The following is a 22,571-nucleotide window of genomic DNA, read 5'->3' as shown; positions in this document are numbered from 1 at the left end:
GGCGGGCGGACGGCGGCGGGCGGCCTGGGCCCCCGCCCCGCCCCACCTGCGCTCAGGGCCGGTCGATCGCGCCGGCGTCGAGCAGCGGCGCGGCGTCGGGATCGCCGCCGCCGAGGAGATCGGCAAGCCGTTCGACCCCGGCGAGGATCATCGCCTGTTCCCATGACGGCAGCGCCGTGAAGCGCGCCGTGAACACCTCCTGCAGCATGTCGGGCGCGCTGGCGAGGCAGTCATGCCCCTTGCCCGTAACGGCGAGCAGCATCCGCCGCTTGTCCTCCTCGCTGCGCGCGCGCGTCACCAGCCCGAGCGTCACCAGCCGGTCGACGATCGCGGTGATCGCGGCGTGGCTGAACTGAAGCGTCTGCGCGATCTTGCCCGGGGTCACCCCCTCGCCGGCGTCGATTTCCCGCAGGACGAGCAATTGCGAGGGCGTGAGCCCGGTGGTGGTGGCAAGCTTTCGCGTGCCCCCTTCCGCCGCGCGAAGCACGCGGCGCAACGCTCTCAAAGTGGCGCTGGCGATCGGCGAATCCATGTCGCCGCGTAGCGCCCGGCGCGCGCGCTGCAAGCGGCATTTTTCACGATATTCATTGCGATATGTTTCACCCGATGAAACATATTTTGCTGAACGGGGTTGTGCTTGCGCCAAAGGGGCTTAGGTTTTTAGCGAGCAGCGCTGCATTGCCGTGCGCTTATAACTTCATGGAGTGAAACATTCTTGAGAGCGAAACGGTCGAAAAGGCGACGCCTTCGACCGCCAACGACCATCATGGCGGCGCCGCAGCCACGCTGCGCCTGCGCCGTCCCCGAGCCACCGACGGCCCTGCCGTCACCGCACTGATCGCGGCCTGCCCGCCGCTCGATCGCAACTCGCCCTATTGCAACCTGCTGCAGTGCGAGCATTTCGGGGACCATTGCGTTATTGCCGAGGAAGTGATCGCCGAGGAGGCGGGCCGGATGATCGGCTGGGTCTCCGGCTATCGCCCGCCGTCCGACCCGACCGCGTTTTTCGTGTGGCAGGTTGCCGTCGCGCCCGAGGGCCGGGGCAGGCAGCTGGCCAGCCGGATGATCAACCATTTGATGCAGCAGCCCGCACAGCAGGGCGTGACGCATCTGATCACCACCATCACCGCGGACAATGAAGCGTCCTGGGGGCTGTTCCAGCGACTGGCGCGGACCTGGTCCGCGACGCTGGAGCGGCGCACGATGTTCGACCGCGAGACGCATTTCGCCGGCGCGCACGCGACCGAGTTCCTCGCCCGGATTGGGCCGATCGACCACCACAATCTGACAGAACAGAGGGGATAAGACCTTGTTCACGACACCACAGCCGTCCGGCACCCGCCCGGACACCCGCCTGTATGAGCGCCGCGACTCCGCCGTGCGCAGCTACGCCCGCGCGATGCCGCGCCAGTTCAACCGCGCCGAGGGCGTGTGGATGCACGACGACCAGGGCGGGCGGTACCTCGATTTCCTGTCGGGCTGTTCGACGCTGAATTACGGGCACAACCACCCGATCCTGAAACAGGCGCTGCTCGATTATGTCGCGGCCGACGGGATCGCCCACGGCCTCGACCTGCACACCGACGCCAAGCACGATTTCCTCGACACGTTCGAGCGCGTGATCCTGAAGCCGCGCGGGATGGACCATCGCGTGATGTTCACCGGGCCGACCGGGACGAACGCGGTGGAGGCGGCGATCAAGCTGGCGCGCAAGGTGACCGGGCGGCAGATGGTGATCGCCTTCACCAACGGTTTCCACGGCATGACGCTGGGCGCGCTGGCGTGCACCGGCAATGCCACCAAGCGCGGCGGCGCGGGCGTGCCGCTGTCGCATGTCGCGCACGAGCCCTATGACGGCTATTACGGGCCCGACGTCGACACCGCGGACCTGCTGGAACAGCGGCTGTCCGACCCCTCGAGCGGGCTCGACGCGCCGGCCGCGATCCTGGTCGAGACGGTGCAGGGCGAAGGCGGGCTGAACGCCGCGTCGCCCGAATGGCTGCGGCGGATCGCGGGGACCGCCAGGGCGCATGGCGCGCTGCTGATCGTCGACGACATCCAGGCCGGCTGCGGGCGGACGGGCAGCTTCTTCAGCTTCGAGGACATGGGCTTCACGCCCGACATCGTCACGCTGGCGAAATCGCTGTCGGGCATGGGGCTGCCGTTCGCGCTGACGCTGCTTCGCCCCGAGCTCGACCAGTGGCTGCCGGGCGAGCACAATGGCACGTTCCGCGGCAACAACCACGCCTTCGTCACGGCGACCGCGGCGCTGCGCCATTTCTGGCAGGACGACCGCTTTGCCGGTGACGTGCAGCGGCGCGGCGACCTGCTCGCCAGCCGCTTGCAGCGCATGGCCGACCGCCATGGTTTCGAGACGCGCGGGCGCGGCATGATGCGCGGCATCAACGTCGGGTCGGGCGAGCTTGCCAGCCAGGTGACGGCGGCCTGTTTTGACGCCGGCCTCATCATCGAGACGAGCGGCGCGCACGACGAGGTCATCAAGGTGCTGGCGCCGCTGGTGATCGACGACGCCGTGCTGAGCCACGGGCTCGACATGCTGGAGGCGCGGCTGGGCGAGGCCATGCGCGCCGACCACGCCATCGCGGCGGAATAAATACTTCAGACCTAAAGGAGATCATTCATGATCGTTCGCAAACTCGACGACATTCGCGCATCGGACCGCAACGTGGAATCGGACGGTTGGGTCAGTGCCCGGCTGCTGCTGAAGGACGATGGCATGGGCTTTTCCTTCCATGTCACCACCATGTTCGCCGGCAGTGAGCTGAAGATGCATTACCAGAACCACCTGGAGGCGGTGCTGGTGCTGAAGGGCACGGGCACGATCGAGGACCTGGGGACGGGGGAAATCCACCGGCTGGAGCCGGGCGTGATGTATGCGCTGAACAACAATGACCGGCATATCGTGCGGCCGGAGACCGACCTCGTCACCGCCTGCACCTTCAACCCGCCGGTGACCGGCAATGAAGTGCATGACGAGACGGGGGCCTATCCGGCCGATGTCGACGCGCGGGCGCCGGTGGCTGCGACCGGGTGATCCCCGGCGTGCGCGCCCTCGCCCCCATGACATGAACCAATAAAAGGGAGACGCCTGATGCAGGACCTCTACCCCTCTCGCTTTGCCGCGGAGGCCGAACTGCGGCCGCGGCAGGACCCCGTCGTCCGCAGCACCTGGAGCCCCGTCGCGCCGGTCAGCGCGGCACAGGCGGTACAGTTCGAACGCGACGGCTATCTCGTGCTCGAGGATCTGTTCTCGGCCGCGGAGGTCGACTTCCTCCAGCGCGCGGCGGGCGAGCTGCTCGGCAATCCGGCCGCGCTCGACCGCGAGACGATCGTCACCGAGCCGCAGAGCGACGAAATCCGGTCGATCTTCGAGATTCACCAGCAAAGCGCGGTGATGGCGCGGCTGGCGCGCGATGCGCGGCTGGCCGATGTCGCGCGGTTCCTGCTCGGCGACGAGGTGTACATCCACCAGTCGCGGCTGAACTATAAGCCGGGGTTCAAGGGGCGCGAATTCTACTGGCACAGCGATTTCGAGACCTGGCACGTCGAGGACGGGATGCCGCGGATGCGCGCCTTGTCGATGTCGATCCTGCTGGCCGAGAACACGCCGCACAACGGCCCGCTGATGGTGATCCCGGGATCGCACCGCACGTTCCTGACGTGCGTCGGCGAGACGCCCGAGGACCATTATCTCAGCTCGCTCAAGAAGCAGGAATATGGCGTGCCGGACGAGCAGAGCCTCGCCGAAATGGCGCAGCGGCACGGCATCGTCGCGCCGACGGGGAAGCCGGGCACGGTGGTCCTGTTCGACTGCAACCTGATGCACGGGTCGAACGGCAACATCACGCCCTTCCCGCGCGCGAATGCGTTCTTGGTCTATAATGCGGTGAGCAACCAGCTGGAGAAGCCGTTCGGGGTCGAGAAGCCGCGCCCCTGGTTCCTGGCGCATCGCGGCAAGGCCGAGCCGCTGGCCGTCGAAAGCGGGCCCCTGTCCGAGCCGCTGGCAGAAATGGTGCCGGCATGAGCGCTGGCCACAGCGTGGAGAAGATCGGCGGCACGTCGATGGCGGCGACGGCGACGCTGTTCGACAATGTCCTGATCGCCGGCCGCTCGGGCGCGGACCTCTACAACCGCATCTTCGTCGTCTCCGCCTATGGCGGGATGACCGACCTGCTGCTGGAGAACAAGAAGACCGGCGAGCCGGGCGTCTATGGCCGGTTCGTCGCGGACGACGATGCCAATGGCTGGCGCGAGGCGATGGCGCGGGTGCAGGCGGCGATGCGCGAGCGCAATGCCGCGATGTTCGCGCGCGCCGAGAGCCGCGCCGAGGCCGACGCCTTTGTCGACCGGCGGATCGCATCGGTCGGTGCGTGCCTGGAGGATCTGGCGCGGCTGCGCAGCCATGGCCGCTTCTGCGTCAAGGAGCAGCTGGTGACGGTGCGCGAGCTGCTGGCCGGGATCGGCGAGGCGCATAGCGCGAACAGCACCGCGCTGCTGCTGCGCGACCGCGACGTGAATGCGCAGTTCGTGGACCTGACGCTATGGGACCAGGACGACCTGCGCAGCCTGGACCAAAGGATCGGCGACGCCTTTGCCGCGATCGACCTTTCCCGCGTGCTGCCGATCGTCACCGGCTATGCCGGCTGCGAGGGCGGCATGGTGTCGCGCTATGCCCGCGGCTATACCGAGATGACCTTTTCGCGGCTGGCGGTGCTGACCGGTGCGCGCGAGGCGATCATCCACAAGGAATTCCACCTGTCGAGCGCCGACCCCCGGCTGGTCGGCGTCGACAAGGCGCGCAAGATCGGGCGGACGAACTACGACGTCGCCGACCAGCTCGCGAACCTAGGGATGGAGGCGATCCACCCCGGCGCCGGGCGCGGGCTGCGCCAGAGCGGGATCCCGCTGCGCGTGCGCAACACGTTCGACCGCGAGGACGGCGGCACGCTCGTCACCGGCGACTATATGTCGGAAAAGCCACGGATCGAGATCGTCACGGGCATCCGCCAGCTGCAGGCGCTGCAGTTCTTCGAACAGGATATGGTCGGGGTGAAGGGCTATGACACCGCGATCCTCGACCTGCTCGCGCGCCATCGTCTGTGGATCGTGAGCAAGGCGTCCAACGCCAATACGATCACCCATTATCTGAACGCCAGCGCCGAGGCGGTGGCGGGCGCGATCGCCGAGTTGCAGGCGATGTATCCCGACGCGGCGGTTTCCGCGCATCCGGTGGCGATGGTTGCCGCGATCGGCAGCGACATCTCGCGCCCCGGGCTGGTCCCGGACGCGCTCGCCGCGCTGGGCGAGGCGGGCGTGACGATGCTGGCGATGCAGCACCAGATCCGCAACGTCGACGTCCAGTTCGTCGTCGATTGCAGTGATTTCGACGCCGCGGTGCGCGCGCTGCACCATGCGCTGATCGAGCGCGAGGCGCCCATCAGCGAGGACCGCCGCGCCGCGTGATGCGGCGGGCATGACACCGATGCTGGCGACCATCCTGCCCGTGCGAAGCCTGCTCGCCGCCATCTTCATGATGATGGCGGGCAGCGGTTTTCTGTCGACGCTGATCGCGCTGCGGCTGGAACGCGGCGGCAGCAGCACGATGGTCATCGGCCTTGTCGCCACCGCCTATTTCGGCGGGCTGGTGATCGGCGCGCTGCGCGCCGGCGCGATCGTCCGACGCGTCGGCCATATCCGCGCCTTCGCCACCTTCGTCGCGCTGCTGTCGGTCAGCACGCTGACCTATGCCCTGGTCCAGCAGCCCGCGCTGTGGGCCGCGTTGCGGCTGGTCGACGGCGTCTGCGTGGCGGGCGTCTTCATCTGCATCGAAAGCTGGCTGAACGACCGCGCCGACAGCACGACGCGCGGGTCGGTGCTCGCCTCCTATATGGTCGCGCTCTATTCCGGGCAGGCGCTGGGGCAGCTGCTGCTCAGGTCAGGCAATACCGCGCCGCAGGTGCCGTTCGAGCTGGCGTCGATCCTGATCACGCTGGCGATCATCCCGGTCTGCCTGACGCGCACCCATGCGCCGGTGCTGGAGGATGCCGCCTCGCTGCCGCTGCGCCGGCTGTTCGCCGCCTCCCCGCTGGGCGTGGTCGGCGCCGGCATCACCGGGCTGATGCTGGGCGCCTTTTATGGCCTCGCCGCCATCTATGCCGGGCGCGTCGGGCTGGACCTGAAGGGCACCGCCAGCTTCATGACCATCGTGATCCTGGGCGGCGTGGCGCTGCAATGGCCGCTGGGGCGATTGTCCGACCGGTTCGACCGACGGCTCGTCATCATCGGCTGCTTTGCCGCGACCCTGCTGGTGAGCCTGGCGCTGGCCACGGCGCCGGGCGGGATCCTGCTGTTCGTGCTGGGCGCGGCGTTCGGTGGCCTCGCCTTTGCGCTCTACCCCTTGTGCGTCGCCTATGTGAACGACCGGCTGGCGTCGCACGAGCGGGTCGCGGCGAGCGGCCAGCTGGTGCTGCTGTATTCGGCGGGCGCGGCACTGGGCCCGATGGGCGCGGCGACGGCGATGAGCCAGGCGGGGACGGGCGGCCTGTTCGGCTTCATCGGGCTTGCCGCGGCGGGAACGCTCGCCTTTGGCCTGTGCCGTCTCGCCATCAGCGCGCCCGTGCCCGCGCCCGAGCAGCAGGATTTCCAGATCCTGCCGCGCACCACGCCGGTCGCCGCGCTGCTCGACCCTGCAGGCCCCGAGCCTGCGCCCCACGACGATACAACAGGTGAACCATGGACACGCACGTGACGGCCGATACCGCCGCGCCGCCCCATCAGGGTGGCGACCGTTCGGAACTGAAGCGCGCGGTCGGCGCGTCGGCGCTGGGCAATGCGGTCGAATGGTTCGACTATGGCATTTACGCCTACGGCCTGACCTTCATCTCGGCCGCCCTGTTTCCCGGCGACACCGAGGAGGCGGTGCTGTTCGCGCTCGCCACCTTTGCCATCTCCTTCCTGGTCCGGCCGCTCGGCGGGCTGTTCTGGGGGCCGCTCGGCGACCGGATCGGGCGCAAGTCGGTGCTGGCGATGACCATCCTGATGATGGCCGGCGCGACCTTTGCCGTCGGGCTGATCCCCGATTATTCGACGATCGGCGTCTGGGCGCCGACGCTGCTGATCGCGCTCAGGCTGGTGCAGGGATTTTCCACGGGCGGCGAATATGGCGGGGCAGCGACCTTCATGGCCGAATATGCCCCCGACGACCGGCGCGGCTTTTTCGGCAGCTTCCTGGAATTCGGCACGCTCGCCGGCTTTTCCTGCGGCGCGGCGCTGATGCTCGGCTTTTCGCTGTGGCTGGGCGACGCGCAGATGCAGGGCTGGGGCTGGCGCATCCCGTTCCTGATCGCCGGGCCGATCGGGCTGGTCGGCATGTATGTCCGGTCGAAGATGGAGGACACGCCGATCTTCCGCGAGGAAATGGCAGCAATGGAGGAGCGGCGGCCGCCCGGCATCGCCACGCTGGTGCGTGAGCATTGGCGGCCGTTGCTGGTGGTCGGCGGGCTGGTGATCGCGCTCAACGTCGTCAATTATACCCTGCTCAGCTACATGCCGACCTATCTGCAGCGCCGCATCGGCCTCAGCAGCGACGAGGCGTTACTGGTGCCGATCATCGGCATGCTGTTCATGATGGTCTTCATCCCCTTTGCCGGCGCGCTGTCCGACCGGATCGGGCGGCGGGTGATGTGGCGCTGGTCGCTGATCGGCCTGCTGGTGATGGTGGTGCCGCTCTACATGCTGATCGGCACCGGATTTGCCGGCGCGATCGTCGGGTTCATCGTGCTGGGACTGCTGTACGTGCCGCAGCTGGCGACCATCTCCGCCACCTTCCCGGCAATGTTCCCGACCGCGGTGCGCTTTGCCGGCTTTGCCATCGCCTATAATATCTCCACCTCGATCTTTGGCGGGACGGCGCCGATGGTCGGCAGCGGGCTGATCAGCCTGACGGGCGATCCGATGATGCCGGCCTATTACATGATGCTGGCGTGCGTCGTGGGGCTTGTCGCGCTGCGCTTCATGCCCGAAACGGCGGGTCGATCGCTGCGCGAGGACCCCTTTGCGCGGCGTGACCAAGCGGCGGGCTGAGCCCGTTCACCCGCGCCTTCCCCCTCGCCCCAGCAGGACCCGGATCGTCCGGGCAGGATTGCCATGTATTCGATGACCGCCGCCCCTTCCCTCTCGCTGCGCGGGATACCCGTGCTGGCGCAGCTGCCCGCCTGGGCCGAGACGCTGATCGCGCTGGCGCTGCTGGGGGCGATCGCGTGGGGCGCGAACTTCGTCGTGAAGCGGATCGCGCTGCGCTACATCATGCGGCGGCTGCCGGTGGAGGGCGCGGCGCCGATCGCCGCACGGCTGGCCAATATCGTGCCGGCGCTGATCGTCGCTTACGGCATCCGCGCGGTGCCCAACCTGCCCGCGCCGGTGGGGGTCGCGATCGGCAATGTGGTGGCGGCGTCGATCATCCTGTTCCTGGCGCTGGCGATCGGCGCGGCGCTGAGCCTCGCCAACCAGATCTACGAGCGGCGGCCGGAGGCGGCGCATCGCCCGATCAAGGGCTATGTCCAGGTGCTGAAGATCGTCCTGTACCTGGGCGCCGCGATCCTGATCGTCGCGGCCCTGATGGAGCAATCGCCGCTGCTGCTATTGTCCGGGCTGGGCGCGATGGCGGCGGTGCTGATGCTGGTGTTCAAGGACACGATCCTGTCGCTGGTCGCGTCGGTGCAGCTCACCTCCAACGACATGCTGCGCGTCGGCGACTGGATCGACATGCCGCAGCTGCATGCCGACGGCGCGGTGATCGACATCGCGCTGCACACGGTGAAGGTGCAGAACTGGGACAAGACGGTCACCACCATCCCGACCCACCGGCTGATCCAGGAAAGCTACAAGAACTGGCGCGGCATGGCGGAATCGGGCGGGCGGCGGATCAAGCGCGCGCTGCTCATCGACCAGAATTGCGTGCGGTTCCTGACCGAGGCGGAGCGCGACCGGATGGCCGACATCGCCCTGGTGCACGACCATATCGATCGCAAGCGCGGGGAGCTGGCCGAATGGAACGCGAGGCTTGGGCCGGCGGCGCAAATCCCCGCCAACCAGCGGCGCGTGACCAACATCGGCACGTTTCGCGCCTATGTGCTCCATTACCTGCGCGCCAACCCGCGGATCGCGCAGGACATGACGCTGATCGTGCGCCAGCTGGCCCCCACGCCGCAGGGGATCCCGATCGAGATCTATTGCTTCACCGCGACGACCATGTGGGTGGAGTATGAGGATATCCAGGCGGATATCTTCGACCATCTGATCGCGATCCTGCCCGAGTTCGGCCTGCGCGCCTTCCAGGAGCCGAGCGGGGTCGATTTGCGGATGATCGGCGCGCGCGCGGACGCGGCCTAGCGTCAGGGTTCGGCGCGGGAGAGCGGGAGGACGAAGAACATCGTCGTCCCCGCGGGCGAGGTTTCCTCCACGCCGATGGTGCCGCGATGCGATTCGATGATCGTGCGGCAGATGGTGAGCCCGACGCCCATTCCGTTCTCCTTGGTCGAGCGGAAGGCCGAGAACAGCCCCGCCGCAACCTCGTCGGAGAGGCCGCCGCCGGTGTCGGACACCCGCACGCGGTGACGATCCCCCTCCGCCGTCGACCAGATCCGCAGCCGGCGCGTTGGCGCATGCTCCATCGCCTCGGTCGCGTTGCGGATGAGGTTGACCAGCACCTGCTGGAGCTGGACCGGATCGGCATCGACCTTGCCGGGGGCGAGATCCACCGCGATCTCGACCTGCGCCAGCGCCGGGTTGGGAATGGCGAGCGACAGCGCGTCATGGACCAGCCGGCCGAGCGCGACCGGCTGCACATCGGCGCGGCCGTGCGCCACCATGCGGCGCAGGCGACGGATCATCTCGCCGACGTTGTTGACCTCATCCGCGGCGAGCGAAAGCGCGGGCAGGACATCCTCCAGCGCGTCGGCGCCGCGCGCCTCGAGCAGGCGGCGCGCGCCCGAGACATAATTGGCGATGCCGGTGAGCGGCTGGTTGAGCTCATGCGCGAGCGCGGAGGCCATGGTGCCCATCGCGCTGACGCGCGAGACGTGGATCAGCTCGCCCTGCAGCCGGTTCAGCCGCTGTTGCGCCTCCACCCGCTGGCTGATGTCGGTCATCGCGCCGACCATGCGGACCGCCGCACCGCCATCGTCGCGCACCAGAAAGGCGCGGTGGAGGACGTGGGCGTGGCTGCCATCGGCGCGGGCGAAGCGATATTCATGCTGCCAATGCTCCCCGCCCGAAACGATGAAGGCGTCGATATCGGCGGTGACGCGCGGGCGGTCCTCGGGGTGGATCTGCCACCCACCAGCTGACGTGGTCGATTGCCGGGGCGCCGTGGAGCTGCTCGATCGCGTGGTTCCAGCTGACCTCGCCCGAGCGCAGGTCATGGTCCCAGATGACGTCGTTGGTGGCGCGCGCGGCGAGGTGAAGGCGTTGTTCCCGCTCGCGCAAATGCGCCTCCGCCTGCCGGCGGTCGGTGATGTCGGCGGAGACCAGGATAGTGCGCCGGCCAGCCGGCATGCTGCCCTCGGACGAGAGGCGCAGCGAGCAGTGGCGGATTTCCCCATCCGGGCGCACGATCCGGACCTCGCACTCGCCCGGCGCCGTCGTCGCCTGCACATGGCGCAGCCACGCCTCCAATGCCTTAAGGTCGGTCGGCATTATCCAGTCGGCCATCGGCCGCGACAGAAGATCGCAAGCGGAACGCGCGACGAGGCTGCAGAGCTGGTGGTTCGCATCGACCGGCCGCCCGCCCGCATCAAGCTGCATCACCCCGAGGAACGTCTGGTCGAACAGCGCATCAAGCATCGGCGCGGGCGGCCGCACCTCGCCCGGCGCGACGCGGGCGCCGTTGAGGTTGCGGAAGAACACCGCGAGGTTCCCGCCGGCCGGGACGGCATGAACATCATACCAGCGCTCAAGCGAGGGATAATAAGCCTGGAAGGTCTGGCTCATCTGCCGCTCGAGCGCGAGGCGATAGCGTTCCTCAAAGACCGAGCCGCGCGCCGCGGGAAATGTCGACCACAGGTGGCTCCCCTCCAGATCGGGGCTGCGCAACTCACGCCGGGCAAGGTCATTGCAGAATTTCACCGTCCAGTCTGAACCGACGACCAGAACGCACTCGCTGGTACGTTCAAGGAATTCCGTCGCCGTCAGGCTCAGCATTTTTCAGATCTCCCCCAACCTTGTTATGGCGCGCCGCCTCTATGCGCGTTAGTGCGCCGCCTGTCTCTGGTCCGTCCCCTTGCTTCCCGACGCGGAAGTCTTGATCGGGCGCCTTCTCCCCGATCACGGAAAAGTCCTCCCCATGGTTGCTGCTGCGCCCGCGCCTTCTTCTTCCCGCGCGGTGTACGTCATTGACGATGATGCCGGCGTTCGTCGATCAACGTCGTTCCTGCTGAGCGCGTCGGGCTATGCGCCGCGACCGTTCGTGTCCGGGACCGATTTCCTCGACGAGGCGCCCGGGCTGGCGCCGGGGTGCGCTCTGCTCGACATTCGCATGCCGCAGCTCGACGGGCTGGCGGTGCTGGAGCGTATCCCGCAGGACCTGCGCGCGCTGTTCCCGATGATCGTCGTGACGGGACATGGTGACATGCCGAGCGCGGTGCGCGCGATGAAGCTGGGCGCGCGCGACTTCATCGAAAAGCCGTTCGCCGAGGCGGTGTTGCTGGACATTATCGCCCGCCTGTCGGACGAACTGGATGAGGTGGTCGCACGGCAGAACGCGCGTCGCCAGAACGCGGCACGGGTCGACCAGCTGTCGCCGCGCGAGCGCGAGATGCTGACCGCGCTGATGGCCGGGGAAACGACCAAGAGCGCGGCGCACCTGCTGGGGATCAGCGTGCGCACCGCCGAGATGCACCGCGCCAACCTGTTCGACCGGCTGGGGGTGCGCACCGTCGCCGAGGCGATGCGGATCGGCTTTGCGGCGGGCGTGGCGGATGCCGCCGTGTTGGAGCCTGCCTGAAACAGGCAGCCGGTGCGGACGGGTGATTACAGGTCGCGCATCGAGCCTAGTTCCTCCACGCTCAAGCCCTCGGTGAGGACGACGCCGGCGAGCCCGGTCTGCGACCAGCGCACTACGCCGCGGCGCTCCAGCTCGGGGCTGAGCCGCACCTTGACCGGCAGGCCCGCGGTGAAGCGGCCGTCATGCGCCAGCTTCAGCCCCGATTGCGACACGTCGCGCAGCGTCGCGACCTGAAGGCCAAGCTCGCTTTCCACCACCACCGACTTCTGGTGGTTGATCCGCATCGGGCGCGCGTCGCCGGCGCGGCGTTCCTCGAACAGCCGCTTCAGCACCGCGCTGCTGTCGATCGGCGCGCTGAGCGCGATGCCGCATTGGTCGCCGTGGTGCCAGGCAACCTTGCCGCTCAGCGAGCAGCTGTCCGACAGGTCGACGCGCACCGGATCGCCGACGCACATGTCCATCGTCGTCGAGAGCATCAGCCCGCCGTCAGAGATGTTGCGCACCCGCGCGAGCCCGGTGTCGCCGCGCGCGAACAGCCGGGCGACGCGGTACACGGTGCGCAGGCGCTGCCCACGGCGCCGCTCCGGCGCGGACAGCGATCGTAACGACCGGGCGCCCTGCGCGATCGCGCCGCGGTTCAGATCATGAACGTTCATCTTCAACCCTCCTGCTCGCGAGGCGACCATTGCCGCGCGACCGGGGGCGAGGGGGAGATGGCAAATCTACGGTAGCGGCCGGTAACATTTTGGTAACCACAAGGGCCGCAGCACTCTTGACCGACACGGGTGCGATTGACGATGGAGCCGCCCACCTCTTTGAGATCAACACCCGCGCGCCGTCACCATCATGTTTTCTACCTGGTTATATTCAAGCGTCTGCACGCTCGACCGTGCCGAGGCTGGTGAGGCGATGCGGGCGATCCAAGCGGTCTCGCAATCGCGCAACGCGACGCTCGACGTGACGGGTGCGCTGATCTGGACCGGCGAGCGATTCTCGCAGTTCATCGAGGGGCCGGCGGCGAGCGTCGCTGCGCTGCGCCAGAGCATCCTGTCGGACCCGCGCCATCGCAGCGCCCTGACACTCGAGGCGTCGACCGCGGCCAGGCGCGCCTTTGCCGGCTGGTGGGCGGTGTCGTCAGCCGGCACGTCCTTCTTCGAGCGCGAGCTGAAGCGGATATGCGAACAGGCCGGCACCCGCGCCGAGGACAGCGCGCGCGACCTGAAGGCGCTGCTGATGGAGTTCGTCCGCACCACCGACCGCTGAACCGCGGCGGTTGACGGGAGGCAGGGCGAGAAGGGCGCGCGCCGGCCGGCACGCGCCCCGCCCCCGCCCCCCCATTTATCAGGCGGTCAGGCGCCGAAGCCGCCGTCGATCGTGTGCATCGCGCCGGTGACAAACCCGGCCTCCGGGCCGGCGAGCCAGGCGACCATCGCGGCGATCTCGTCCGGGCGGCCGTGGCGCTTGATCGCCATGAAGCTGTGCATCACATCCTTCATCGGGCCGTCGGCGGGATTGGCCTCCGTATCGACCGGGCCGGGCTGCACGATGTTGATCGTGATGCCGCGCGGGCCGAAATCACGCGCGAGGCCGCGGGCCATGCCCTGAAGCGCCGACTTGCTGAGCGCATAGGAGGCCATGCCGGGCATCGGCATGCGATCCCCGTTGACCGAGCCGATGACGATGATCCGCCCGCCGTCGGGCATCTGCCGCGCCGCCTCGACGGAGGCGTAATAAGGCGCGTGGACGTTGACGCGCAGCAGATGGTCGATCGCATCGGGATCCTGCGCCAGCGCGTCGCCGAAGATCGCATAGCCGGCGTTCACCACCAGCACGTCGAGCGGGCCGCTGTCGCGCACCCGGGCGATCACCGCGTCGCGATCCGCGCTGTCGGTCTGCACCGCCGTGGCGCCGGTTTCCGATGCCAGCCGCTCGGCCGCGTCGCGCGATCCGGCATAGGTGAAGGTCACCGCCGCGCCATCGTTCGCGAAGCGCCGCACGATCGCCGCGCCGATCCCGCGACTGCCACCGAGCACGAGAACCTTCTTTCCTGAAAACGCAGCCATGCGGCCTCTCCTTGATGGATAATGTACGGGGCGGTACATAATCCGGCAACGGCGTCCGTCAATGATGGGCGTACGCGTCGAGGACAGATGACTCAGAGCCGGGCCGTGGAATCATAAAGCGGACTGTCGGGTAGCGCCCCACTAGCGGTCCTTAGAGCCCAGTCCAAACTCGTACCCCTGCGAGGCGCTGCGCCTCCTTGCGATAGCCGGGGCGCAAAATGAAAGCGACTTCGATGCTTGGGAGGCGTGATCGGCCGCGACTCTTGACCTGCTGCAATTAAGCTGGAGTCCCGGCGACGAGTTTTTCGAGCGTGCCCGACAGATAAACCGACGGCGCACTGTCAGCGTTCGCTATCTGCCCCGATGCAGATGGGAGGGTGGCCGTACACTCAAGTCACGCCCGCTCGAGGCCCAAGTCGCAGGGGCTGAAGGCGGGGCAGCGGCGTCGACCGTTGATGATCAATCCGTGGTGCAGGCATAAACCGTCCTGCGCGCAGACCGAGGCGCTGGTCGAGGAGAGCGCCGTCAGCCCCGGCAATTCACGTTTCAGCCGCGCGGGATCGTCGCAGAAATGCGCGCACGGGCGGCAGGGCTTGTCTCGCGCCCCCGCCTCCAGAAGGTCCCGGAAGATCGTGGCGATGCTCATTGCCCCAGCGTCGCCCAATAGGCGCCGAAGACATAGACGGAGAGGACGAAGCCCAGGATGACGTTGACGACCACGCCGGCGGTGAATGCGCCGAAGGGCGTTCGGCCGGCGGCAGCCAGGTCACGGAAACGGGTCGTCAGGCCGATGCTGAAGAAGCAGAAGATGAATGCCCAGGTACGCAGGTCCTTGATCGGACCCGTCAACGTCGGCGCGACGATGTTGTCATACCGCTCCAAGCTGTAATGGGCGGTCGCGGCGGTGATGATCGCAGAGGCGAGGAACAGCCCGATCACGAACTTGGGGAAACGTCGCCAGATTTCGCCCACGTCGGGCGCGCTGCCGCCGGGGTGCGGGCCCCATCGCGTCGTCGCGATGATCGCGAGTCCCACAGCCCACACACCCACCCACATGTCGCGACCGACCACCTTCATCAGCGTGAAGGCAGAGATAGCTTGATCCGCGGTGCCAGTGATGCCCTGAACCTCGCCGGCGTAGCCGCCATAGGTCTGCGCCGCCGCGAACCCCGCCGCATCAGCGAATTCGGAGGTGCCGATCCATGCGCCCGCCACGCCGGTCGGGAGGCCCAGCGCGCGCCCGGCGAGCGGCAGGGCAAAGACCATGATCATGGCCCAGATCACGACGATCGTGATGACGACGGCAGTATCTTCCTTTTTGCCGCCCACCGCACCTGCGACCGCAATTGCCGCCGAGACCCCGCAGGCCGCGCCGCCCACCCCCAGCGTAGCCGCAAAGCGCCGATCAAGGCCGAGCCTGACCGCCACCGTGTAGATGACGGTGAAGGTCACGATCGACACGAGCGCCGCCTGCAACATGGCCACGGGCCCGGCCTGCACGACGAGCGAGAGCGGCAGGGTCGCGCCGAGCAGCACAATGCCGGTCTTGACGTAGAATTCGGTCTTCAGCCCCGCCTCGAACCAGGAGGGCAGGCGCACCGTGTTGGCGATGACGAGGCCGACCAACAGCGCGAGCAGCGGCGGCTCGAGATTGTAGGACGACGCCTCCTGCCACTGGCCGATGACGAAGATCGCGTAGGCGGCAAGATACAGCAGGGTGAAGGCGGGCAGGAAGGCGCGCACCCGCTGCCCCATCACCGCAAGGGCGAGCGAGAAGGCGGCCAGCCAGAGGACGTACAGGCCGATATAGCGCGGCCAGTTCGTCGCAATATCGTAGACCACCTGACGGAAATCTGTCCACCGCGGCGGCACCACCGCCAGCCAACGCAGGCTGCTGCCGCTCCAGAACAATGCGCAAGCGGCGAGGACGATCGAGAGGCCGATCCACGTCGCCCACCAATCCTCCTTCATCCATAGTTCGCGCCAGGCGGACCCGGGCTCAGTCGTGCTCGCGACCATTAGTGCAACGTCGGAATAGCGGGCGAACGGCCCGCATCATGGGCGCCGAGCCAGTGGGGGGACGCGCCGAGATTCCCGATCATATTCCGGCCTCCGACTTGGTGCTGGATCGCTGCTGTCGTAGCCCTACCCGTCCAAGCTTCGCCGGTGCCGATCAAGCTATGGATTAACCTACTTGAAATTCCGACATTACTCTGCGGTGCTCGCTCACGTAAGCGTGGCAGCGAAAACGGGATAGTGACCCTTGCCGAGCTTCGTGCGTTGGAAGATCAACCAAGCAATGGCGGCGGAAGCGTCTGCTCGAACCGGCCCGATCCTAAGTCAGCTCACCACCCATCTTCGTCCTTCAGCCGTTGCACGCGCAGCCCTCTTTTGTAGGTCCATGACTCAGCGGCGCTGGTCGGCACGGCTGAGCGACTGATCGGGTCACTTGTCGCGGGGTTGTCGGGGCGGGGCTGGAGCGGGCATGATCCCGGCGCGGCAATTCGAGGTGCAGGGCGGCATGACGTTGCCCTGCCGGAACAAAGTCATTGCCCCGGCCCTTGGGGAAGGGTCGCGCGATGGCGACGGCAGGGAGACACAATGAATCATCTGGCCATCGTGCTGACGCTTGTCGGGTTGCTCGGCATCGGCGCACAGTGGATTGCGTGGCGCACCGGGCTGCCGGCGATCGCGCTGATGCTGATCGCGGGGCTCATCGCCGGGCCCGCGACGGGGCTGATCCACCCCGAGGAAGATTTCGGCGCGCTGCTGGAACCCGCCATATCGCTGGCGGTGGCGGTGATCCTGTTCGAGGGCGGGCTGAGCCTCAATCTGCGCGAATTGCGCCATGCCGAGGGCGCGGTGCACCGGCTGGTGCTGGTCGGCGTGCCGGTCGGCTGGGTCCTGGGCGCGCTGGCCTGTTATTATGTCGCGGGGCTGGTGTGGCCGGTCGCGATCCTGTTCGCCGGCATCCTGGTGGTCACCGGGCCCACCGTCGTTCTGCCGCTGCTGCGCCAGTCGAGCGTCGCGGCGCGGCCGCGCGCGATCCTGAAATGGGAAGCGATCGTCAACGACCCGATCGGCGCGCTGTGCGCGGTCGTCACCTATGAGGTGCTGCGCCAGGCCGGCAGCGGCGCGACGATCATCGACAGCCTGGCGAGCCTGGTGCTGGCGGCGATCGTGGCGGGCCTGATGGGCTATGGCGTCGCCCGGCTGCTCGGCTGGGCGCTGCCGCGCGGCTATGTCCCTGAATATCTGAAGGCGCCGGTGATCCTGGTCGCGGTGATCGGCACCTTCGTGGCGTCCAACGCGATCCAGCAGGAAACGGGGCTGCTGGCCGTCACGGTGATGGGCATTGCGCTGGCCAATATGAAGCTGGCGTCGCTGCGCGATTTCCTGAGCTTCAAGGAGAATATCACGATCATCCTCGTCTCGGGGGTGTTCGTGCTGCTGTCCGCGTCGCTCGACCTCAGCGTGCTCCGGCAATTCGAGTGGCGGTTCGGGCTGTTCCTGTTCGCGCTGCTGTTCCTCGTGCGCCCCGCGACGGTGCTGATCAGCCTGGCGTTCAGCCGCATCCCGTGGCGCGAGCGGCTGTTCATCGGGTGGATCGCGCCGCGCGGCGTGGTGGCGATCGCGATCACCGGCCTGTTCGCGCTCAGGCTGGACGAGCTGGGCTATGGCGACGGCAGCACGTTGGTCGCGCTGTCGTTCGCGGTGGTGGTGGCGACGATCGTCGCGCACGGCTTCACCATCGGTTTCTTCGCCCGCGCGCTGGGGCTGACTGCGCCGAGCGGGCGCGGCGTGCTGATCGTCGGGTCGACGCGGTGGAGCCTGTCGCTGGCGCGCGCGCTGCGCGCGCTGGGCGTGGGCGTGACGATCAGCGACAACAGCTGGCAGCGGCTGACCGCTGCGCGCGCCGAGGGCGTGCCGATCTATCACGGCGAGATCCTGGCCGAGGCGACCGAGGAACGGCTCGACCTGCTGCAATTCGGGCTGCTCGCCGCGACGGCGGAGAATGAGGCGTATAATGCGCTGGTGTGCAGCGAGTTCGCGCCCGAGCTGGGCCGCGACAATGTGTACCAGCTGGGCGATGCGGCGGGCGACGATCCGCGCAGCCTGCCCGATGCGCTGCGCGGCCGGGCGATGTTCCGGTCGGGGCTGGGCGTCGAGGATGTCGCGTGGCGCGAGCGGATGGGCTGGACCTTCGCCGCCGCGACCGTCGAGGATGTCGCCGGCTTCACCGCCGCTGCCGCCACGCTGCCCGAAGAAGGAGGCCCGCTGCTGCTGCTGCGCAAGGACGGGTCGCTGCGCATGTTCTCGCACGCCTCCGCGCCGACGCCCACGGTCGGCGACACGGTGCTGCTCTACGTGCCGCCCGACCGGGTGGAGGACGATTTCTGGCATGCCATCCCGGCGCCCGAAGAGGCGACAGACGGGGCAACGGACAGCGCCGCAGACAGGGCCGGGCGACCGCAGGAGACCATCGCATGAACAAGACCGCCTTTCTGCTGCTGGGGGCGGTATCGCTCGCCGCCTGCGACAATCGCGCGCCGGCCCCTGCCCCCTCGCCCACGCCGAGCCCGGCCGAGGCGGCGACGGGCAATGAGCAGCGCGCCGCGCAGTCGATCATGCAGCCCAAGGTGATCGCCGAGAGCCAGGCGGTCGCCGAGCCCGAGCCGACGCCGCCGGTGCCGACCGAAGCGACGATCCTGTTCGAGCGCGGCGCGGCGATTGACGATGCGGCGCGCGAGGCGCTGGACGCGCTGCTCGCCAACCCGTCGCTGCCGGGCGAGGCACGCTGGGTGCTGCGCGGGAGCAGCGACAATGACGGCAGCCGGGCGGCGAACCTGCGCGTGTCGCGGCTGCGCGCGGAGGCGGTGCGCGATTACCTGACCGACAAGGGGATCGCCGAGGAGCGGATCACCGTCATCGCGCTGGGCGACGGTCGGCCGGCGGCGCCCAACGTCAGGCTCGACGGCAGCGACGATCCCGAGGGGCGGCGGCAGAACCGGCGCGTCGATATCGAGATCATCGTGCCGGAGGCAGCGGCGCCGGAGGGCGCGGACACGGCGGCACCGGAGACGACATCACCGGCGGCCAAGGCGAAGGAATAACGCCGGCACCGCCCGGCGGCGTCATTCCGGGGCGATCGGATAACCCTGGAACACCTTGGGCTTGTCCATCACGACATGCGTCACGACGCGGGCGAGCCCGACCTCGCGCGTCATCCGTTCCTTCAGTGCATTCCAGTCGGCCATGCCGCGCACCACGACCTTCAGCATGTAATCCGTCTCACCGCTGACGTGCGATGCCTCGACGATCTGCGGCAAATCGTTGACGAGGCGTTCGAAATGCTGCCGCTCCTCGCGGTGGCGGCCCTCCAGCGTGACCTCGACCAGAAGGACGAGGCCGATGTCGACGCGGAACGGATCGAGGCGGGCGTGATAGCCCTGGATGACGCCGGCGTTTTCCAGGTTGCGGACGCGCGCCAGGCACGCGCTTTCCGACAGGCCGACGCGCTGCGCCAGCGCGGCGTTGCGCAGCCGCCCCTCGGCCTGAAGCGCGCGCAGGATTCGCCGGTCGATCCGGTCGAGCGTACGATCCGTCGTCATGGCGCGATCAAACCGCAGAATCTGCGGCGGCGGTCAAGGTGTTTCGCGCCACCTGCGGCGGCGGCGATGCTAATCCGCGCCGACAGCAACCAGTCCGCCCCCCTGCCCGGCCCCGCCCGGCCGCGGGAATGGGCGGAGCGGTTGGGCCATGCGCTGGTGAAGAAGGATCGGGCGGTTGAGGAATTGGAAGCTTCGCAAGCCGTTCGACCGCGCGTTCGGTGAGGGCAGCGGCGCGCTGGCCCGCACGCTGGGCTGGCCGCACCTGATCGCAATGGGAGTCGGGGCGATCGTCGGCACCGGCATCCTGACGCTGATCGGGGTTGGCGCGGCCAAGGCGGGACCGGCGGTGCTGGTCGCCTTCGTCATCGCGGGCTTCGTATGCGCCTGCGCTGCGCTCGCCTATGCCGAGATGGCGACGCTCGTCCCCGCATCGGGCGGGGCCTATACCTACAGCTATGTCGCGGTGGGGCAGCTGGCCGCATGGATGATCGGGTGGAGCCTGATCCTCGAATACAGCCTGGTGGTGAGCGCGGTGTCGGTCGGCTGGTCCGGCTATGCCGCGCCGCTGCTGCACGACTGGCTGGGCGTGCCCTGGGCGTTGATGAATGGGCCGCACGCGGGCGGCATCGTCAACCTGCCGGCGGTGGCGATCATCGGCGGGGTCGCGGCGATGCTGATCTATGGCATGCGCAGCAGCGCCAGCGTCAATGCGGTGCTGGTGCTGGTCAAGGTATCCGCGCTGGTCGCCTTCGTCTGGATGGCCGCGCCGCATTTCGACAGCGCCAACCTTTCCCCGTTCAACCCGTTCGGCTTTGCCAAGTCGACCGGCGCGGACGGCGTCGAGCGTGGCATCATGGCAGCGGCGGCGATCATCTTTTCCGCCTTCTACGGCTTTGACGCGATCGCCACCGCGGCGGAGGAAACGCGCAACCCGCGCCGCGACCTGGCGATCGGCATCATCGGGTCGATGCTGGCGTGCGCGGCGATCTATACCCTGGTGGCGGGAGCGGCGCTGGGCGCGGTCGGCTTTCGCGACTTCGCCGACAGTCCCGAGCCGCTGGCGCTGGTGCTGCGCCGGCTGGGCGAGCCGGAGGCGGCGCGGTTCCTGGCGCTGTCGGCGGTAGTGGCATTGCCGACGGTGATCCTTGCGTTCTTCTACGGGCAGAGTCGGATCTTCTTCGTGATGGCGCGCGACGGGCTGCTGCCGCGCGGGCTGGCGCGCGTGTCGTCGAGCGGGGCCCCGGTGCGCACCACCCTGTTCACGGTGCTGATCGTCGGCACCATCGCGGCGTTCTTTCCGCTGAACGAGATCGTCGCGCTGGCCAATGCCGGGACGCTGGTCGCCTTTGCCGCGGTGGCGGTCAGCATGCTCGTCCTGCGCCGCCGCGCGCCGGACGCACCGCGTGGCTATCGCGCGCCTGCCGCGTGGCTGGTCGGGCCGGTGGCGATCGCTGGCTGCGTCTATCTGTTCGTCAGCCTGCCGAGCACGACCCATTGGTGGTTCCTGGTCTGGAACGCGCTGGGCGTCGCGCTCTACTGGGCCTATGCCGGCCGGGCGCGGCCTGACACGGATCACGCGGGCGAGGTGCGCGATGGTTGAGGGCGCCGCCGCCGGCGAGCTGCTGGTGACGCTGGTCCGCGTGCTGGACCTTGGCGGGACGTTCGCCTTCGCGCTGAGCGGCGCGACCGCGGGGGTGCGCCGGCGGCTCGACATCTTCGGGATCCTGGTGCTGGCGTTCGCCGCCTCGACCGCCGGCGGGATCACGCGCGACGTGCTGATCGGCGCAACGCCTCCCGCCTCGCTGGTCGACTGGCGGTACCTGGGCGTATCGAGCCTGGCGGGCGTCATCTGTTTCTTCTGGTCGCCGTGGATCGAGCGGCTGCACGCGCCGGTCAGGATGCTCGACGCGGTGGGGCTGGCGCTGTTCGCGGTGGCGGGCGCGCAAAAGGCGCTGGCCTATGGGTTGAGCCCGGTGATGGCCGCGCTGCTGGGCGTGCTGACCGGGATCGGCGGCGGGATCGCGCGCGACGTGCTGCTGGCCGAGGTGCCGGGCGTGCTGCGGTCGGAGCTTTATGCGGTCGCGGCGCTGGCCGGCGCCGGCGTGGTGGTGGCGGGCAACATGCTCGACCTGCCGATCGTGCCGACCGCGATCGCCGGGGGCGCGCTGTGCTTCGGGTTGCGGATGATGGCGATCCGGCGCGGCTGGCAGCTGCCGGTGGCGAACCGGCCGCCGGTGGCCTGACCGACTAGCGCCGCGCGCGGGCCGGCGCGGCGAGCCGGGCGTCGATCGCCTTGTGCAGTTCCTCCAGCGAGGCGACCTGCTGGATGCCGTAGCGCTCGGCCGTGATATCGACATTGCCCTTGCGCCAGAAACCGGGCGGGCACAGCAGGATGACCTTGCCCGACCGCGCGTGCAGCCCGAGTTCGAGCAGGCTGACCGGGCTTTGCGAGCCGGGCGCGAGGTAGAGGACGATGATGTCCGCGCTCTCCAGCGCCTCCAGCTCCCATTCCACCTGGCGGCGGAATTCGGGCTCGCTCGCCTCCGGGCGCCAGGCAGGGTTCCAGTCGGGGCGGCGCGGGTTGAGGATCACCACGTCGCGGTCGGCGAGGGCGGCGATGAGCTGTTTCTGCCAGTCGGGCGCGTTGCCCATGTCGATGCTGCCGCCGAGGAAGATGCGCGGGCGATCGGGCGTCGTCGCGGGCCGTTCGGGCGCGGTGACCACCGTCGCGCGCCCGGTCGCCGCCGCCTGGGTCGTCGCCTGCGGGGTGGGCGCGGTGCTGGCGGCGTCGGGGGTGGCCGCGACGGCGAGCGCGAGCGCAAGGGGATAGAGCATGGCGCGCCCCCTAGCCGACCCGGCGGCGGACGGCCACCA

General features: G+C 68.6%; 23 protein-coding genes. 14 read left to right on the top strand and 9 right to left on the bottom strand.

The genetic code is table 11. From position 1 onward, the window contains the following. Window positions 1-52: 52 nt before the first annotated feature. Complete coding sequence (locus tag XM50_RS04580) at window positions 53-532, bottom strand: MarR family winged helix-turn-helix transcriptional regulator (protein ID WP_046407745.1); 480 nt, start codon at window positions 530-532, stop codon at window positions 53-55. A 179-nt stretch (window positions 533-711) separates the two neighbouring features. Between XM50_RS04580 and ectA the strand changes: the two genes are divergently transcribed. From ectA to XM50_RS04540, 8 genes are all read left to right on the top strand, one after another. Then, entirely contained in the window at window positions 712-1,305 is a 594-nt protein-coding gene (gene ectA / locus XM50_RS04575) for a diaminobutyrate acetyltransferase (protein WP_331386557.1), read from the top strand. 4 nt (window positions 1,306-1,309) lie between these two features. Then, the gene (gene ectB / locus XM50_RS04570) at window positions 1,310-2,614 is read left to right on the top strand and encodes a diaminobutyrate--2-oxoglutarate transaminase (protein WP_046407716.1); all 1,305 of its coding nucleotides are present in this window, start codon (window positions 1,310-1,312) and stop codon (window positions 2,612-2,614) included. A gap of 27 nt (window positions 2,615-2,641) precedes the next feature. After that, on the top strand, window positions 2,642-3,055 hold the full coding sequence (locus XM50_RS04565; protein ID WP_046407715.1) for an ectoine synthase: 414 nt from the start codon (window positions 2,642-2,644) through the stop codon (window positions 3,053-3,055). A gap of 57 nt (window positions 3,056-3,112) precedes the next feature. Then, entirely contained in the window at window positions 3,113-4,045 is a 933-nt protein-coding gene (gene thpD / locus XM50_RS04560) for an ectoine hydroxylase (RefSeq protein WP_046407713.1), read from the top strand. Continuing rightward, window positions 4,042-5,484, top strand: coding sequence for an aspartate kinase (locus XM50_RS04555; RefSeq protein ID WP_046407711.1), 1,443 nt, complete (start codon window positions 4,042-4,044; stop codon window positions 5,482-5,484). Before thpD ends, XM50_RS04555 begins: the two co-directional genes overlap by 4 nt. Before the next feature lie 19 nt (window positions 5,485-5,503). After that, entirely contained in the window at window positions 5,504-6,769 is a 1,266-nt protein-coding gene (locus XM50_RS04550; RefSeq protein ID WP_046407709.1) for an MFS transporter, read from the top strand. Beyond that, window positions 6,754-8,103, top strand: coding sequence for an MFS transporter (locus XM50_RS04545; protein ID WP_046407707.1), 1,350 nt, complete (start codon window positions 6,754-6,756; stop codon window positions 8,101-8,103). Before XM50_RS04550 ends, XM50_RS04545 begins: the two co-directional genes overlap by 16 nt. 72 nt (window positions 8,104-8,175) lie before the next feature. Next, on the top strand, window positions 8,176-9,411 hold the full coding sequence (locus tag XM50_RS04540) for a mechanosensitive ion channel family protein (RefSeq protein ID WP_046407743.1): 1,236 nt from the start codon (window positions 8,176-8,178) through the stop codon (window positions 9,409-9,411). 2 nt (window positions 9,412-9,413) lie between these two features. Here XM50_RS04540 and XM50_RS20740 read toward each other — a convergent pair whose 3' ends face one another. Together XM50_RS20740 and XM50_RS04530 are read right to left on the bottom strand one after the other, a co-directional pair. Further along, window positions 9,414-10,301: a sensor histidine kinase gene (locus XM50_RS20740; protein ID WP_231621854.1), complete on the bottom strand. Its 888-nt coding sequence runs from the start codon at window positions 10,299-10,301 to the stop codon at window positions 9,414-9,416. Continuing rightward, on the bottom strand, window positions 10,270-11,220 hold the full coding sequence (locus XM50_RS04530; protein ID WP_046407705.1) for a PAS domain-containing protein: 951 nt from the start codon (window positions 11,218-11,220) through the stop codon (window positions 10,270-10,272). Before XM50_RS04530 ends, XM50_RS20740 begins: the two co-directional genes overlap by 32 nt. Window positions 11,221-11,362: 142 nt before the next feature. On the opposite strand from XM50_RS04530, the gene XM50_RS04525 reads away from it, so the two are divergent. Further along, window positions 11,363-12,022, top strand: a complete 660-nt coding sequence (locus tag XM50_RS04525; RefSeq protein WP_046407703.1) for a response regulator transcription factor — start codon at window positions 11,363-11,365, stop codon at window positions 12,020-12,022. 26 nt (window positions 12,023-12,048) lie between these two features. On the opposite strand, the gene XM50_RS04520 is transcribed toward XM50_RS04525, so the two are convergent. Then, window positions 12,049-12,678, bottom strand: a complete 630-nt coding sequence (locus XM50_RS04520; protein ID WP_197075355.1) for a PilZ domain-containing protein — start codon at window positions 12,676-12,678, stop codon at window positions 12,049-12,051. A 190-nt stretch (window positions 12,679-12,868) separates the two neighbouring features. Between XM50_RS04520 and XM50_RS19130 the strand changes: the two genes are divergently transcribed. Continuing rightward, window positions 12,869-13,285, top strand: coding sequence for a BLUF domain-containing protein (locus tag XM50_RS19130; protein WP_052742430.1), 417 nt, complete (start codon window positions 12,869-12,871; stop codon window positions 13,283-13,285). Between the two features lie 86 nt (window positions 13,286-13,371). Here the strand turns inward: XM50_RS19130 and bdcA are convergent, their stop codons facing one another. The 3 genes from bdcA to XM50_RS04500 all read right to left on the bottom strand — a co-directional run bounded on the left by bdcA (window position 13,372) and on the right by XM50_RS04500 (window position 16,056). Beyond that, the gene (gene bdcA / locus XM50_RS04510; RefSeq protein WP_046407700.1) at window positions 13,372-14,085 is read right to left on the bottom strand and encodes an SDR family oxidoreductase; all 714 of its coding nucleotides are present in this window, start codon (window positions 14,083-14,085) and stop codon (window positions 13,372-13,374) included. Between the two features lie 394 nt (window positions 14,086-14,479). After that, on the bottom strand, window positions 14,480-14,731 hold the full coding sequence (locus XM50_RS04505; RefSeq protein ID WP_046407699.1) for a hypothetical protein: 252 nt from the start codon (window positions 14,729-14,731) through the stop codon (window positions 14,480-14,482). After that, entirely contained in the window at window positions 14,728-16,056 is a 1,329-nt protein-coding gene (locus tag XM50_RS04500) for a YeiH family protein (protein WP_197075353.1), read from the bottom strand. Before XM50_RS04500 ends, XM50_RS04505 begins: the two co-directional genes overlap by 4 nt. Window positions 16,057-16,686: 630 nt before the next feature. Between XM50_RS04500 and XM50_RS04495 the strand changes: the two genes are divergently transcribed. Both XM50_RS04495 and XM50_RS04490 read left to right on the top strand, forming a co-directional pair. Next, window positions 16,687-18,576: a cation:proton antiporter gene (locus XM50_RS04495; protein WP_046407696.1), complete on the top strand. Its 1,890-nt coding sequence runs from the start codon at window positions 16,687-16,689 to the stop codon at window positions 18,574-18,576. Next, window positions 18,573-19,199, top strand: coding sequence for an OmpA family protein (locus XM50_RS04490; protein ID WP_052742429.1), 627 nt, complete (start codon window positions 18,573-18,575; stop codon window positions 19,197-19,199). Before XM50_RS04495 ends, XM50_RS04490 begins: the two co-directional genes overlap by 4 nt. A 21-nt stretch (window positions 19,200-19,220) precedes the next feature. On the opposite strand, the gene XM50_RS04485 is transcribed toward XM50_RS04490, so the two are convergent. Then, window positions 19,221-19,697: an Lrp/AsnC family transcriptional regulator gene (locus tag XM50_RS04485; RefSeq protein WP_052742428.1), complete on the bottom strand. Its 477-nt coding sequence runs from the start codon at window positions 19,695-19,697 to the stop codon at window positions 19,221-19,223. A gap of 175 nt (window positions 19,698-19,872) precedes the next feature. On the opposite strand from XM50_RS04485, the gene XM50_RS04480 reads away from it, so the two are divergent. After that, a complete protein-coding gene (locus XM50_RS04480) occupies window positions 19,873-21,297 on the top strand; it encodes an amino acid permease (RefSeq protein ID WP_046407692.1) in 1,425 nt (474 codons plus the stop codon). After that, the gene (locus XM50_RS04475) at window positions 21,290-21,940 is read left to right on the top strand and encodes a trimeric intracellular cation channel family protein (protein WP_046407691.1); all 651 of its coding nucleotides are present in this window, start codon (window positions 21,290-21,292) and stop codon (window positions 21,938-21,940) included. Before XM50_RS04480 ends, XM50_RS04475 begins: the two co-directional genes overlap by 8 nt. 4 nt (window positions 21,941-21,944) lie before the next feature. Here XM50_RS04475 and XM50_RS04470 read toward each other — a convergent pair whose 3' ends face one another. Beyond that, window positions 21,945-22,532 (bottom strand): nucleoside 2-deoxyribosyltransferase domain-containing protein, encoded by a 588-nt coding sequence (locus XM50_RS04470; protein WP_082102705.1) that lies wholly within the window; start codon window positions 22,530-22,532, stop codon window positions 21,945-21,947. Between the last annotated feature and the right edge of the window lie 39 nt (window positions 22,533-22,571).

The organism is Sphingomonas sp. Ag1 (assembly GCF_000980895.1).
GTDB classification, from domain to species: Bacteria; Pseudomonadota; Alphaproteobacteria; order Sphingomonadales; family Sphingomonadaceae; genus Sphingomonas; species Sphingomonas panaciterrae.
This window is presented reverse-complemented; position numbering and strand designations above follow the sequence as displayed.